Origin of the sequence: Microbacterium sp. 1.5R, assembly GCF_007667425.1 — a bacterium.
In the GTDB taxonomy this organism is placed as follows: Bacteria; Actinomycetota; Actinomycetes; order Actinomycetales; family Microbacteriaceae; genus Microbacterium.
This window is the reverse complement of the sequence record NZ_VDRC01000001.1, coordinates 2,231,348-2,245,792: the sequence shown is the minus strand read 5'-3', so window position 1 is coordinate 2,245,792 and position 14,445 is coordinate 2,231,348. Positions and strand designations below refer to the sequence as shown.

At 68.7% G+C, this 14,445-nt stretch carries 7 protein-coding genes; all 7 read right to left on the bottom strand.

From position 1 onward, the window contains the following. Positions 1–24 precede the first annotated feature (24 nt). Positions 25–6,090 carry an Ig-like domain-containing protein gene (locus FSY98_RS10685; protein WP_144876460.1) on the bottom strand — a complete coding sequence of 2,022 codons (6,066 nt, stop codon included), beginning with the start codon at positions 6,088–6,090 and terminating at the stop codon, positions 25–27. A gap of 136 nt (positions 6,091–6,226) precedes the next feature. Beyond that, on the bottom strand, positions 6,227–6,808 hold the full coding sequence (locus FSY98_RS10680; RefSeq protein ID WP_144876458.1) for a DNA-3-methyladenine glycosylase I: 582 nt from the start codon (positions 6,806–6,808) through the stop codon (positions 6,227–6,229). A 73-nt stretch (positions 6,809–6,881) separates the two neighbouring features. Then, on the bottom strand, positions 6,882–8,537 hold the full coding sequence (locus tag FSY98_RS10675) for an HNH endonuclease signature motif containing protein (RefSeq protein ID WP_144876456.1): 1,656 nt from the start codon (positions 8,535–8,537) through the stop codon (positions 6,882–6,884). Positions 8,538–8,846: 309 nt separating this feature from the next. Beyond that, the gene (locus FSY98_RS10670; protein WP_144876453.1) at positions 8,847–9,893 is read right to left on the bottom strand and encodes an NAD(P)-dependent alcohol dehydrogenase; all 1,047 of its coding nucleotides are present in this window, start codon (positions 9,891–9,893) and stop codon (positions 8,847–8,849) included. Positions 9,894–9,995: 102 nt separating this feature from the next. Further along, positions 9,996–12,062, bottom strand: coding sequence for an acyl-CoA dehydrogenase (locus FSY98_RS10665; RefSeq protein WP_144876451.1), 2,067 nt, complete (start codon positions 12,060–12,062; stop codon positions 9,996–9,998). A gap of 184 nt (positions 12,063–12,246) precedes the next feature. Then, positions 12,247–13,569 carry an HTTM domain-containing protein gene (locus FSY98_RS10660; protein WP_396652340.1) on the bottom strand — a complete coding sequence of 441 codons (1,323 nt, stop codon included), beginning with the start codon at positions 13,567–13,569 and terminating at the stop codon, positions 12,247–12,249. Then, complete coding sequence (locus FSY98_RS10655; RefSeq protein ID WP_144876449.1) at positions 13,566–14,378, bottom strand: DUF5819 family protein; 813 nt, start codon at positions 14,376–14,378, stop codon at positions 13,566–13,568. The genes FSY98_RS10660 and FSY98_RS10655 overlap by 4 nt, the downstream gene beginning before the upstream one ends. Between the last annotated feature and the right edge of the window lie 67 nt (positions 14,379–14,445).

Below are 14,445 nucleotides of genomic sequence, written 5' to 3'. Positions count from 1 at the left end.
GTGACGATGAGCGGGCGGTGCTGACTAGTACCAGACGAGCGCATCGGCGTAGCGGTTGAGCTCGACGATGTAGACGCGGATGGAGCGGCCGGGGTTTCCGTAGAAGCAGCCCAGCTGCACCGAGCCGGTCACCGGGACCTCGCGACGAGAGTTGCCGAACTGGCCGCCGTCGTCGCAGCGCAGGGTGTAGGTGCCGGGGCTCCGGAAGTTCTGCACCTCGAGGGTGACGTAGGCGCAGGTAGAGGTGTTGCACTCACCCGGCCAGTTGCCCGACGCTCCCTTGCCGGTCTTGAGCACCTCGGCGGGGCGGTCGTTCGTGCGGGCGGATGCCGAGGCCTCCGGCGACCAGTTGCCCTCTGAATCCTGCGCCCGCACTTTGATGCTGTGCGACTGCTCGTAGCCGTTGCCGACGGTCTGCGACCCGGTCATGCCGACGCCCTGCCAGCCTCCGCCGTCGACGCTGATCTGCACGACGTTGATCGGGCGACCGTTGGCGGAGCCGTTGGCATTCCACGACAGCCTGATCGACTGCCCGAGGTTCTCCGCGCCGGCCTGCGGTGCCTGCGGCTGGCCGAACGGCACCACGGACGCCACGTTCGACGCCGCACCCGCGTAGGTGGTGCCGTCGACGGTCGCGACGGCGCGGATCTGCAGGTTGTACGTGGTGCCGTTCGAGAGGCCGCCGATGGAGTTGCCCGAGAGCGCCTGCCAGCTGCCGCCGCCGTTGAACGTGTACTGGTACGTGAGCTCGCTCGACTTCGCGCCGTTGCGGGCACCCTCGTTGTACGAGATGTTGACGATCGCCCGGTCGGAGGGCTGGCCGCTCAGGCTCGTCGGAGCGCCCGGCGCGTTGACGCCGCGTCGGGGAGCCGACAGCTCGGACCATTCGCCCCATCCGGCCTTGTTCTGCGCGCGGATGCGATAGGTGTACGGCGTCTCCGACGTCGGGACCTTGACGGCCTGCGAGGTCGCGCCAGCGCTCGGGGTGAGCGTGTTGACGACCGTGCCGCCGTTGCGCACTTCGAGCTGGTAGCTGGCGATCGGGTCTCCGTTGGGGTTCGGCGCCGACCAGTTGACCTGCATCTGCGCCTCGCTGCCGACCGAGGCGAGCTGCGTCGTGCTCGGCGCAGCGGGCTTCACGGGGGGCCCGGCCGGCACCTCGGACGCCGACCAGTTGCTCCAGCTCGACGGATCGGGAGCCTTGTTGTGCGCTTGCACGCGCACCTGGTAGTTGCCGCCGTTCTCGAGACCCTCCCAGGTGAGCGAGTTGCCCGTGACCTCCTTCTGCGCGACGCCGGACGGCGGCGCGGGCGAGATCTCGAGCGTGTAGCTCTCGACCGGCGACCCGGGGGTCGACGGCGTCTTCCAGCTGACGGAGAGCGACTTGTCACCGAACTTCAGCGTGGGCGGGTTGGGGGTGTCGGGGCGCGCGTCGGGGCGCGCGACGGCCGAGGCTCCGGAGGGCTTGCCCTCGCCGACCCGGTTGGTCGCGGTGACCTGGAACGTGTACTCCACGTTGTTGGTCAGGCCGTCGAGGGTGCAGGTCGTCGAGCGGCACTCCTTCGTGTAGGCGCCCCCGCTCACCGACTTCACCGTGTACGCGGTGATCTCGGCGCCGTTGTTCGACGGTGCACCGTACGACACGACGACCGTCCGGTCCTGCACGCTCGTGACCACCGGGGTGCCGGGGGCCTCGGGGACGCCCTGCACGGTCACGACGACCTGGCCGTTGACCTCGCGGTCGGGGTCCTCGGTCGCATCCTGGATCCGGTAGCGCACGACGAACGTGCCGACGAAAGTGGCCGCGGGGGTGACGACGAGCTGATCACCCTGCTGCGACACGGTTCCCATTCCCGCCTCGGGCACGGCCGAGACGATCTTGAGCGGTGTCTCGGGGAAGGGGTTGAAGTCGTTCGCGAGCACGTCGACGGTGATCGGCTTGCCCTGATCCGCCTCGGAGATGGTGTCGGTGTTGGCGGCCGGCATGGCCCGAGTGGATGCGGACACGAGCACCGTGACGGTGCCGTCGACCGGTTCCGTCTGCCCGTCGGTGACGCGGATCCGCAGGGTGAGCGCCGTGCCCTTCTTCGCTGTCGACGAGGCCTCGACGAGCAGCTGGGAGCCGTCGACCCTGGCCGAGACGCCGTTGCCGTCACCGCCGACGAACGAGAAGTCGAGGTTGCCCTGGTCTTCGGGATCGGGGTCGGTGGCGAGCGCGGCGAGGTCGAGCGACGTCGGGTCTTCGCCGGGCGCGACCTCCATCTGGCTGTTCACGAACACCGGCTGCTGGTTGTCGGGGGGCAGCACGTCGATCGGGATGGTCAGCGTCGCCTTGCGCCCCGCTGGATCGTCCGGACCGTCGCCGTCGGTGACCTCGAAGGTGATCGCGTCAGGCCCGAAGTATCCGGCGGCCGAGGTGTAGACCAGTGCGGTCTCGTCCTGGACGAGGTCGGAGCCGTCGGCGTGCACCGCGCTCACCTTCGCGTGCTCGGTGATCCGGGCGGTTCCGCCGCCCGCCACCGTCACGTACTCGGAGAGAGGCAGCGCCTTCGTCTCGCCGCTGACGACCTCGACGGGCTTCGTGAGGTCGACGGCAGGGCGCAGGCCGGATACCGCGGGGACGAAGATGAACGCGGAACCCTCGAGCCCGTCGCGGTCGGTGAGCGTGTACCGGATGAGCTGCTGCTCCTCCTGCACGGTGACCTGCACGAGGCCGTTGTCGAGCTGGGTCGCCCCGGCGCCGAGGGTGACGTCGAGCGATTCCGTGGTGCCGTCCGGATCCTCGTCGTTCTTGAGGATGTCGATCTCGGCGGTGAGGCCGCCGTCCTTGAGGTCCTCAGGGCGCACGCGGTCGTCGCGGGCGATGGGGGCCTGCAGCGGCACATCCTCGTCGACGGTGATCTGCAGCACGGCGGATGCGGTCGCGCCCCGCGAGTCGCGGATCGTGTACTGCAGCGATGTCTCGAGCGAACGGTTCGGCGCCTGCACGAGCACGCGGTCGCCCGAGACCCTGGCCGACAGGCCGTCGATCTCCGGCACCTCGAGTCCGTCCTTCACGAGGGTGATCTCGTCGCCCTCGGGGTCGGAGTCGTTCGCGAGAACCGGCACCGCGATCTCGCGGCCGGGGCGCACGACGACAGCATCCTTCACGGCATACGGCGCCTGGTTGACGTCTTCGGCGGGGGCGATGCCGACCCGTATGGTGGCGACGCCCTCCTTGCCGAGCCGGTCTCGCACGCGGTACTTGAAGGTGTCGACGCCCTTCGACCCCTCGAAGGCCTCGTAGGTGAAGTAGTTCGCGCCCGTCTCGACGATGCGCCCCTTGGCGGGGCTGGAGGTGATGTCCAGCAGTTCGACGGAGTCGCCGTCGGCGTCGATGCCGTCGAGCGGCACGGCGATGTTCACCTCGGTGCCGGCGAGGGCGCGCGCCACGATGTCCTGCGGACGCGGGGCGGCGTTCGTCTCTTCGTCGATCGGCAGGATCTGGACGGTCACGAGCGCAGCGGCCTTCTGCTGCCGCGAGTCGACGGCCTCGTACGTGAGGTAGACGGTCTTCGCCTCGGGGCCCGCCTTGAATCGGACGGAGTCCTGCGACACGAAGGCCTCGCCGTCTTCGGGCGCTGGCGCTTCGACGAGCTCGGGCGAGACGTGCAGTGCATCGTCGTTCGGGTGGGTGTCGTTGTCGAGCACGGGGATCGTGACGACGTCTCCCGCACGCACGTAGGCGGTGTCGGGGTTGGCGATCGGCTGCAGGATCTCGTCGGCGGCGGGGATCGGGATGACGACGACCTCGCCCTCGGCCGACTTGGAGCCGTTCGAGATGCGGTACTTGACGCGCACCTGGTCGGAGAGCGACCCCTGGTCTGTGATGCGCAGCGTCTCGTGGTTGATGACGGAGACCGAGATGCCCGAACTCGGCTCGACCACGACGGACTGCACGACGAGGATGCCGCCCGCGGGGTCCATGTCGTTGGCGAGCACGCCGACGAGCACGTCGCCCCCGCTCGGCAGGAGGGCCACGTCGCGCACGGCGATCGGCGGCAGGTCGTTGTCGCTCTCGTCCTGCACGTCGACGCGGACCAGCCCTTGCGCGTTCTTCGGGCCGGCGGTCGCCAGGTACTGCACGTAGTAGGTGCCCGGCGCCTGGGCGGAGAACGTGAACGTCTTGTTGGGGTAGTCGGGCAGGATCGTCGCGCCGGGCGACTCGTCGACACGGCCGAGTCGAAGTGGTTCGCGGCCCGAGCTCGTGTCGTTCGCGAGCGGTGCGACGGTGACCTGCTCGCCGACGCGCGTCACGACGTGGTCGGCGTTGGTCTTCGGGTCGGTCGACCCCTCGGGTCGCACGTCGAGCGAGATCGTGCCGACGTAGGTCTCGCCGAACCCGTCGGCGACAGTGACCTGCACCTCTTTGCGCCCCTGCAGGCTGGCGGTGGCCTTGTAGGTGATCTGCCCGTCGGTGGTGAAGTCGACCTCGTCGCCCGGTGCGGGCTCGACTCCCTTGAGGTAGATGTCGTCGCCGTCGGGGTCGATGAAGTCGGGGAGGATGTTGTACGACACCGTTCCGCCGGACTCGACCACCAGCGACGTCTTGCGCTTGGGCGCAGGGGCGGCGTTCTGATCCCACGGGTGCACGGTGAGCGTGACGGTCGCGGTGTCCTTACCGGTGCGGCCGTCGTCGGCCTCGTAGACGAACGTCGCGGAGCCGGTCGCGTCCTCTTCGACGGCGATCTGCAGCGACCCGCCGTTCTGCACCTGCTGCACGGTGCCGAGCGATGGCTGCGAATCGACGAGGGTCGCGACGAGCACGTCGCCGTCAGGGTCGTTGTCGTTGTCGAGCACCGGCAGCAGGGTGGTGGCGCCGGGGCGGACGCCGAAGTCGTCGTCTTCCGCGACGGGAGGAGTGTTCTCCTCCTTGCGGTCGGGGAGGGTCGTCTCGACGGTCTCCTGGGTGGTGTTGTCCTCCTCCTGCGTCTCGCCCTCGGGCGGCGTGAGGTCGTTCCAGTTGTCGACCCGCTGCAGCGACTCGTTCGCCATCCAGGCGGCGCCGCCGACGGCGTCGTTGAGGATGATGACGTCGCGGTTGACGCGGAAGGTCAACGTCTTCGACTGCTCGGCGCCCTCGATGCGCTCGTCGACGTCGTTGCTGTCGCCGGGGCAGTCGCGGAGGAATCTCGCCGAGCCGGCCCACGCGCCGTAGGTGCAGCCGCGCAGCGATACGGGCGCGGCAGGCGTGCCGCTGCCGCCGACGTCGGTGACGACGGGTTCGCTGCCGTCGAGCGGAACGCTGACCAGGGCGGATTTCGTCGCGAGCGCGACAGCGGTGGTCTCGGCGGATGCCGGTTGCAGCACCGCATCCGCTGCCCCGGGGACTTCGGTGCGGAAGCCGCCGGGTGTCGTGACGACGCCCGCCGCGGTGTCGAGCACGACCGGCGTGCGCCCGACGGCCGTGATGTGCGGGGCTCCGCCTTCATCCATCTCGCCGAGGGACTCCGTCGACGATTCGAGCGGTTCGCCCTCGTTGTCGACGGGGATGGTGACGACCTCGGCGCGGTCGGCGGAGAGACCGAAGACCGTGCCGTCCTGAGCGACGGCGACGTCGGCGTTGGCTCCGAGCTTCGCGTCGGGTTTCGCACCGTCGAACTTGAACGTCGGGATGCCTTTGACGGGGACGACGAAGAGGTTGCCGGTCTTCTTGTCGAGGATGGCGGTGGTCTGGTGGCCGAGCGCGACCTTCGATGACGACGGGATGCGGGCGGAGTCGCCGAGCGAGACGCGGGCGGGGTCGACGGCCGTCACGGTGGCGGCGCTCTCGTCGATCACGAGGATCGTGGACTCGTCCTGCAGGATGTCGAAGTTCTCGCCGGTGGTGCGGAGCCCTCCGTCGAGGACGGTGGACTCGTGGTTGAAGTGGCCGACGAGGAGGCTGGAGGCCTTCGTGATCCAGACGCCGCCGTCATTGAGGTCGACCTTGGTGGTCGGGAACCCCTGATAGTTGATCGCCATCGTCGTGAGAGCGATGACACCTACCGTCACACCGGCGGCGGACGCCAGTGTCTTCGGTCGCGCCCGCATCCACGACAACGCCTTCATGCCCGGTTCCCCCCCAGGGTCTCGCTGTTCAAGACTCTCTCGCACACCCGGCGGCGCACGATACACCCGATCATCCTAACCGGCTGGGATACCGCACACGATGGGGAGAACTGCCCAGTAGGAGCGCATGGACGGCTCACTGCAAGCGAGCGGCTCTCCAGCATCCTTCGATGTGGTCGTCGACCATGCCCGCGGATTGCATCAGCGCATACATCGTCGTGGCTCCCACGAAGCGGAATCCGCGACGGCGGAGCTCTTTGCTCAGGGCGGTCGATTCGGGGGTGACGGCGGGGACGTCGGCGAACGACGCGGGACGGATGCCGGCGGCCGGCGGAGCGAACGACCACATGAGCTCGTCGAGTTCGCCGTCGGCCATCGTGCGGACGATGCGTGCGTTGCCGATGGTCGCCTCGATCTTGGCGCGATTGCGGATGATGCCCGCGTCGCCCATGAGCCGCTCCACGTCGGTCTCGTCGAATTCGGCGACGGTATCGGGATCGAATCCGGCGAAGACCTCACGGAAGCGCGGACGTTTGCGGAGGATCGTGATCCACGACAGCCCCGCTTGGAATCCCTCGAGCGCCATTTTCTCGAAGAGCGCGCGGTTGCCGTGCAGCGGGGTGCCCCATTCCTCGTCGTGGTAGCGGCGGTACTCGGCGTCGTCGCCGACCCAGGCGCACCGCGCACGTTCGTCGGGACCGATGAGAAGGGAGGACATGTGATGACGGTATCGCCCGGTGCGGACACTCGACCGAGAGCTCGACCGAGAGCGCGCAGCCTCGGCCGCACGCTCACGCGATCTCCTTCATCCGCGGGGTCTCGCTGCGAGCCGGATTTCGGCGAGGTGATTCCGAGCGAGCTGAATCCGGGCGAGCTGCGTCGCCGGGCGAGCTGCGTCGCCGGGAATCGTGTCGTTGCTCGGTCGCAGTCGTCCGCGGCGACGTGCGAACGCGGGTGGCCTGTGAAGAGCCGTTGCACTGTGGGTGGGTGTGCGCCATCGGCGAGTGGGATCCCACCACCCCGGACCGCGAACCTGAGGCACACCGCCCTGCATTCGTATCTCCCACCCGGAGGTGTCGAGGGAGCGGTGGTTGCCACCAGCACAGCGGCACACCGTTGTCGGTCGCCGTCGCCCCGCCCCGCGCGTGCTCGGTCACGTGGTGGATCTCGCACCACGATGCCGGTACGTGACACCCGGGGATCAGACACTCTCGATCGCGCGCGACGATCGCGCGCCGCTGGTGCACCGTGAACACCCGGTCTGTCACCGTGATCCCCACGATCCGTCCCTCATCGACGACCACGCGTTGAATGACCCCCGCACACGCTCTGTGCGCGGCCGCAGACGTCGGAATGGTCGCATCCGATCCGGGAAGGTGCGCGCGCCCGGCATTCACTACGAGATCCTTCGCGTCCACCGTCACGACCAGGGTCGGCGCCGCACCGCCCAGTGAGGGCATCTCCTCGTGCCGCGCAGCGATCCCCAGCGCTGCTGCGAACGCATCATGACGCTTCTGAGTATGGGTGCGCGGATCGATCACCGCCCGCGGATCCTCATTCCACGGATCGGGGTCGATGTCATCGCCCTGTGCGGCGGTCGCGTCGATCATCTGCGATGCCTCGAATGTCACGCCAGACGGGTGGGGCGGGCCGCCGGCGACCTTCGGGTTGAGCATCGCGTCCACGATCAGCCGCAGCTGTGCCGCCGCGTCGGGGAGCAGGTGTCCTGTGATGCGGTGCAACCCCTGGTGGAGCCGCCCGATCTCCAGACCGCGACGCTGCAACGCCCGCTGATCATCCGGCTCCGGTCCATCCGGGTCGAGGACGAGGGCGATCTGCTGCGCGAGGCGCCCCAGATCCTCGGGCATCACCCCCGGGCCGATGCTGCCCGCCTCGATAGCGCCGGCGTCGATACCGTCGTCGTCTCGACTCTCCTCGTCGCGCGTTTCCGTCCCGTCGCGCAGACCGCGGGCGGCATCGGCGAGAAACGCATCCGCGGTGAGGCGCTCCTCTGTTCCGATACGGTCGCGGATCCCCTCCACCGGAGCTGTCGCCGACACGATCCCGGCAACTCCGATCACTCCGTCCAGGAGAGCGTCGAGCAGCGCCGGCCACCGGGCGGGGAGCCACTCCCCCGACACCGGACTCGACTCCCGCGCCACCGCGCCCACAGCCTTCACCACCCGCCCCGCACTGGGACCGTCGAGGAGAAGGGCACGTTGCAGGAGCTCGCGGGGGGTGCGACACCCTGCACTGTGGGCGAGCTCAGTCGTATCGGTCGACGCGAGAGTCTCGACGACCACCGCTTCGACCCGCCGCAACACCGCGCCCGCCGCCTGCAACACCGTCAGCCGCTCCACGTCGGACACACCCGCGAGAGCGTCGCCGGACAGCACCGCATCCAGGTCGGACGCGACCTGGGCGAGGGTGGCGGCGGGGTGGGTCATGCCCCCATTCAACTCGGGGCCACCGACATTCCTACCTCAGAGATCCTCGGAAACAGGCCAGATCAGAGGGGAATTCTGGAACACCGGAACAGCGAAGAACAGGGCGCTCAGCTGCGAGGAATCTCACCGCGTTTCGACTCGCTCCGCTCGCTCAACGACCCACCCGCGACCCGCGATCCTTGACCCGTTTCGTCTCGCTCCGCTCGCTCAACGACCTACGGGAGGACGTCCCCACCCACTCCACTCGATGAACAACCTTCGGGAGAACGCCCCCATCCGCTCCGACCGTTCAACGAGCCGGACGGCCGCTCAGTCCGCGAAGGTCGATCCGTCGATGACGAAGCGGTAGCGAACGTCCGACGCGAGCACGCGCTCGTACGCGTCGTTGATCTGTGCTGCGGAGATGACCTCGACCTCCGACGCGATGCCGTGCTCGGCGCAGAAGTCGAGCATCTCCTGCGTCTCCTGGATGCCGCCGATGTTCGACCCGGCGAGCGAGCGGCGTCCGCCGATCAGCGACATCACCTGCACCGGCAGCGGCTCGGACGGAGCGCCGACGCACACCATCGACCCGCCGACGTCGAGCAGGCTGAGGTACGAGCGCAGGTCCACGACCGCGCTGACGGTGTTGAGGATCACGTCGAACGACGAGCGCAGGCTGCGGAACGTCTCCCGGTCGCTCGTCGCGTAGTAGTGGTCGGCGCCGAGGCGCAGTCCGTCGTCCTTCTTGTTCAGCGTCTGCGACAGCACCGTGACCTCCGCGCCGAGGGCGTGCGCGATCTGCACCGCCATGTGGCCGAGTCCGCCGAGTCCGACGACGGCGACGCGACTGCCGGGGCCGACGTTCCAGTGCCGCAGCGGCGAGTAGGTGGTGATGCCGGCGCAGAGCAGCGGTGCCGCGGCATCCAGCTCGATGCCGTCGGGGATGCGCACGACGAACGATTCGGTCACGACGACCTGCTCGGAGTATCCGCCCTGGGTGATCGTGCCGTCGCGGTCGGTGCTTCCGTAGGTCAGGATCGTGCCGTTCGTGCAGAACTGCTCGTCGCCTCGCTGGCAGTTGCGGCACTCGCCGCACGAGTTGACCATGCATCCCACGCCGACCCGGTCGCCCACGGAGTGACGCGTGACGTCCGAGCCGACAGCGGTCACGGTCCCGGCGATCTCGTGCCCAGGCGCGAGCGGGTACTTCTGCGGCCCCCAGTCACCGCGAACGGTGTGGATGTCGGAGTGGCAGATGCCGGCGAAGGCGATGTCGATCAGCACGTCGTGCGGACCGAGCTCACGCCGGTCGATGACGGTCTTCTCGAGCGGAGCGGCTTCGCTCGGGGCGGCGTAGGCGTGGACGCGGGTCATGTCGACTCCTCAGAACTCGTGCGGGTAGACGTCGACACTATCCCCGTCGGCTAGGCGGGAGATGTGCGCCCCGCTCGTCACCCCGGGCGTTCTCGACGCGCGTCAGCGCTTCTTCTGCTTCAGCGCCTTCTCCTGGACGGGCGCGTCACCGGATGCGGCGAGCGCGGCGTAGTACGCGCGCGCCTCGTCCTGACGCACTTTCTCCGCACCTGACGCGATGGGCGCACGCACATGCTCCGGTTCGTACCCGAACGCGTCGACGAGGTCGAGCGCATGGGGGCGCAGGCGAGCGCACAGACGATCGATGTAGCTCGACACCGCTGCCGCGCGCTGCATCGACAGCCGGCCGTTGATGAGGTGCCAGGCGAGGTGCTTTTCGATGAGCTGCAGACCGAACAGGTCGCGCAACCAGGTCAGCACCTTCTTGGTGTCGGCGTCCTCGACGCGGTGCACGGCGTCGGTGAAGGCCTCCCACTGCAGCAGCTCGCCGTGCGCGCGGGCCGCCTCGATGAGCTCGGCCTGGTTCTCGTTGAACAGCCGCGAACCGAGCGCCTTGTCCTTCGCGCCGGGGCGCAGACGCGTCGCGATGTCGGCGATCATCTGCTGCACCCGCTCCGCGAGCAGGAGGTGCTGCTGCTCTTCGCGCAGCCCGTTCTCCACCGACCGCGCCACCTGGCCGAAGTCGGCGACCGACTGCCCGAACTGCCGCAGACCGGCGCCGTGGAACAGCTTGCCGGCGGTCTGTCCGACGGCGAACTTGGCGAGGGCCGCAGCATCCTTCCCCGTGAACTGCTTCGCGAAGTCGGTGAGCAGGCGCTTGCCGACGAGCTGCAGGAGCACGTTGTTGTCGCCCTCGAAGGTGACGTAGATGTCGAGGTCGGCGCGGAGTCCGACGAGGCGGTTCTCGAACATGAAGCCGGCGCCGCCGCAGGCCTCCCGGGCCTCCTGCAACGTGTCGAGGGCGTGCCAGGTCGACAGCGGCTTGAGCGCGGCCGCGAGGGTCTCGAGGTCTTCCCGGTCGGCCGGGGTGTCGGTGCGACCCGAGAAGACGCCGTCGAACTTCTGCAGGAACTCGTCGTGCGCGAAGATGTGCGCGTACGTCGTGGCGAGACGCGGAAGCAGACGGCGCTGGTGCTTGCCGTAGTCGAGCAGCACGACCTCCTGGCCGTCGACGCCGTCGAACTGTCGGCGCTGCGTCGCGTAGGTGATCGCGATCTTCAGGCCGAGGGCCGACGCCCACGAGGCGGCGCCGTCGAGTGAGACACGCCCCTGCACCAGGGTTCCGAGCATCGTGAAGAAGCGACGACCGGGGCTGTCGATCGCGCTGGAGTAGGTGCCGTCTGCGGCGACGTCGCCGTAGCGGTTCAGCAGGTTGGTGCGCGGGATGCGGACCTGATCGAACGACAGACGCCCGTTGTCGATGCCGTTGAGCCCGCCCTTGAGTCCGTCGTCCTCGCGGCCGATGCCCGGCAGGTCGACGCCGTCCTCGCCGCGCAGCGGCACGTAGAAGCAGTGCACTCCGTGGTTCACGCCGTTCGTGATGAGCTGCGCGAAGACGGTGGCGGCGACGCCGTGCAGCGCCGCGTTGCCGAGATACTCCTTCGTCGCCGCGCGGAACGGCGTGTGGATGACGAACTCCTCGGTGTCGGGGTCGTAGGTCGCGGTGGTGCCCACGGCGGCGACGTCGGATCCGTGCCCGATCTCGGTCATCGCGAACGCGCCGGGGATCTCGAGACTCATGATCCCCGGGAGCCACTTGTCGTGGTGCTCGGCGGTGCCCAGCTGCAGCACGGCGGAGCCGAACAGCCCCCACTGCACACCCGACTTGATCTGCAGGCTGGGGTCTGCGACCACGAGCTCCTCGAAGCCGGCGATGTTGGCTCCGTTGTTCTCCTCGCCTCCGAGGCGCTCGGGGAACGCGCGATGCACGGCCTTGTTGTCGACGAGGAGGTGCAGCTGGCTCAGCACCCGCTCACGATGCTCGTCCTTGCCGAGCTCGTCCTTGCGCCAGAACGCCGAGTCCTTGATCATCTCGCGGGCCTCGCGCCGGGTGTCGCCCCAGGTGCCGAGCAGCAGGTCGGTGACGGCATCGACGTCGAGCCGCAGGCGCGCGGCTGAGTCGTTCGACTCGGCAGGGGTGGTGTCCGGACGGACGGCGGCGTCGACCATGGCGCGTTCCTCTCAGGAGAAGATCGGGGATGCCTCCATGGTAGATCTGCCACAACCGACCTCGAAGTCGCCTGTATGATTCCGCCAACCCGCCGCGACCTCGTTCGGGTGACGGCTTGTCGTCAGCCCACAGACGAACCGCAGTCATGCGGGGTCAGGACGGCCGGGCGCGATCACACCTCGTTCACGCCGCGGCAGACGTGCGCGGCGGCGGAGCGGACTTCGCAGCGTCCCACCGGCGGGCGACACCCGCGCTCAGCCGCGCCCAGGTGCGGTCGCGGATGAAGATCGCGTCGATGGCGATCATGGTGAGCGAGAACCACGGCAGGCCCATCAGCACCGCGATACCGATGTGGAACGACAGGATGCCGAGCAGGCCGATCAACCGCGTGGGGCGGGTGAGCAGCATGAGCGGGAACGCGACCTGCAGGATGATCGATCCCCAGCTGGCGGCGACCACCATGGGCCCCCAGCTCGTGACGAGGTCGCTGAGGACGGGCCAGGTGCCGAATCGAGCGGTCTGCAGCGGGTTGTAGACCGCGTACCCCTCTTTCCACGGATCTCCGCCGGCCTTGAACAGCGCGCCGGATGCGTACACGAAGCACACCTGGGCGGTCAGCGCCATGAGCGCGAGGTTGTGGAAGACCGTGCCGAGGAGCGCGGGCTGACTGTCTGAGGCGAACCACTCCCCGCTCTTCGCGCGACGGCGCGCATCGAGAGACCAGCGAGCAGCGGGGTCGGCGAAGAACAGCAGCAGCAGGGCGATCCGGAACATGTTGTCGCCCTGATCGCCCACCATGTCGTTCGCCTCGACGAAACCGACCCACAGGCAGAAGAACACCGGGAGCACGATCCGGAAGCGCCACCCCAGCACGAACAGCACCGCCAGCACGCCGAGGATCAGGTACAGCGCGGTGTACAGCACGTCGTTGCCCATCGCCGCGTGGAACGTACTGAACACCCAGATGGTCGGGAAGTCGCTGACCGGCTGCGCGAGCTCGCCGTTCCACGCCGAGCCCGAGCCGAACGTGTAGAGACGGGTGCCGAAGTTCGAGACGAGGAGGCCGATCGCGGTGACGCCGAAGAGGATGCGGGTGACCGCCAGCCCGTAGAGCGCCTTCTTGCCGTGGAAGAGCCAGTTGCCGATGAACGTGGAGACACGGTCGATGGCCGACACGACCATGGCCCACAGCCCGCCGACCATCGACGACGCGAAGGTCAGCAGCCGCACGGGGAACGACGCAGGACTCACGTCCCGCGCCTGGGCGGGTGCGGAGGCGGGAGCGGGTGCGGAGGCGAGAGCGGATGCGGGCGCCGGATGCGGGGACGCCGGCGACTCGACCGGCGCCGGGGCGGTGGTCGTCGCGGAGGGCTGCCGCGCGGCATCCTTCGTCGTCCGGTTCTCGGCGTTCCCCTTCGATGCAGCTCCGCCCTTTGACGCAGCTCCGCCCTTCGACCCAGCTCCGCCGTCGCGCCGCCGTCCGTGGGTCTTCGCGGGGACGCTCACTGCTGGGTCCTCTCGAACTGGCTGCGGAAGGTGTTCGCGAAGTTCTCGCGGCTCTGCCCTTCCTCTTCCAGCGGGAGGCGCCACCCGGTCGTCGAGAACGTCGGGTCCGGTCGCTGCGCACCGGGGTCGTTCCGCTCGGCGTAGGGCACGACGTTCTGCCGGCTCACGCGATACTGCACCTCGACCACGGCATCCGCGCCCCAGATCGCGTAGGCGACCTGGGTGGCGTACGCCGTCGAGAGATGCTCCTCAGACATGTACGCCTCGGTCTGCGGGTTGTCGCCCTCGAGCTCGTCGAAGGAGCGCACCATCCACTCCTCCCATCCTTCTTCGGTGTAGTCGAGTGCGACGACCGCCTGCTGCTCGTCGCTCAGCTTGTTATAGGCGTTCATCTGCCCGCTGGCGACCTCGCTGGACTGGATGCCGGCGCGCGGCGGGAACAGGTTGTACCGGATCATCGACAGCTCGACGTCGGTCGCGCTGACCCAACCGGTCTCGATCTGCTCGCCGTCCTTCTCGATCACGGCTCGGACGTTGAAGTGGTAGTCGCCGTTGATGGGCTCGGGCGCGAACACGCTCCACGACTGGCCGAACATCGGCAGCATGTAGCCCGAAAGGACCTCCTGCGTGGGGATCTCGCGGAGCGCGGAGTACGGGGCGATCCATAAGAAGGACGCCCCGACGTGCCAGAGGGTCAACAGGCACGCCGCGAAGGCGATCAGCTTGACCCACCACGCGGGCCGCGGCCTCGCCGCGTCACCGCGTTCGTCGACGGTGTCCGGTTCGGGTGATGTCTGTGTCGTGGTCATTGTGCGCACCTTCCTGACCGCCGAGAGGTGTCGGGGCCGCCGTGCGCGGCTGCCCCGACGAGGGTGT

What these genes read in the sequence shown, in the direction of transcription:
- FSY98_RS10670 (WP_144876453.1), bottom strand. Translation starts at nt 9,893, where the DNA reads ATGACCCGCGTCCACGCCTACGCCGCCCCGAGCGAAGCCGCTCCGCTC.
- FSY98_RS10685 (WP_144876460.1), bottom strand. Translation starts at nt 6,090, where the DNA reads ATGAAGGCGTTGTCGTGGATGCGGGCGCGACCGAAGACACTGGCGTCC.
- FSY98_RS10665 (WP_144876451.1), bottom strand. Translation starts at nt 12,062, where the DNA reads ATGGTCGACGCCGCCGTCCGTCCGGACACCACCCCTGCCGAGTCGAAC.
- FSY98_RS10655 (WP_144876449.1), bottom strand. Translation starts at nt 14,378, where the DNA reads ATGACCACGACACAGACATCACCCGAACCGGACACCGTCGACGAACGC.
- FSY98_RS10680 (WP_144876458.1), bottom strand. Translation starts at nt 6,808, where the DNA reads ATGTCCTCCCTTCTCATCGGTCCCGACGAACGTGCGCGGTGCGCCTGG.
- FSY98_RS10675 (WP_144876456.1), bottom strand. Translation starts at nt 8,537, where the DNA reads ATGACCCACCCCGCCGCCACCCTCGCCCAGGTCGCGTCCGACCTGGAT.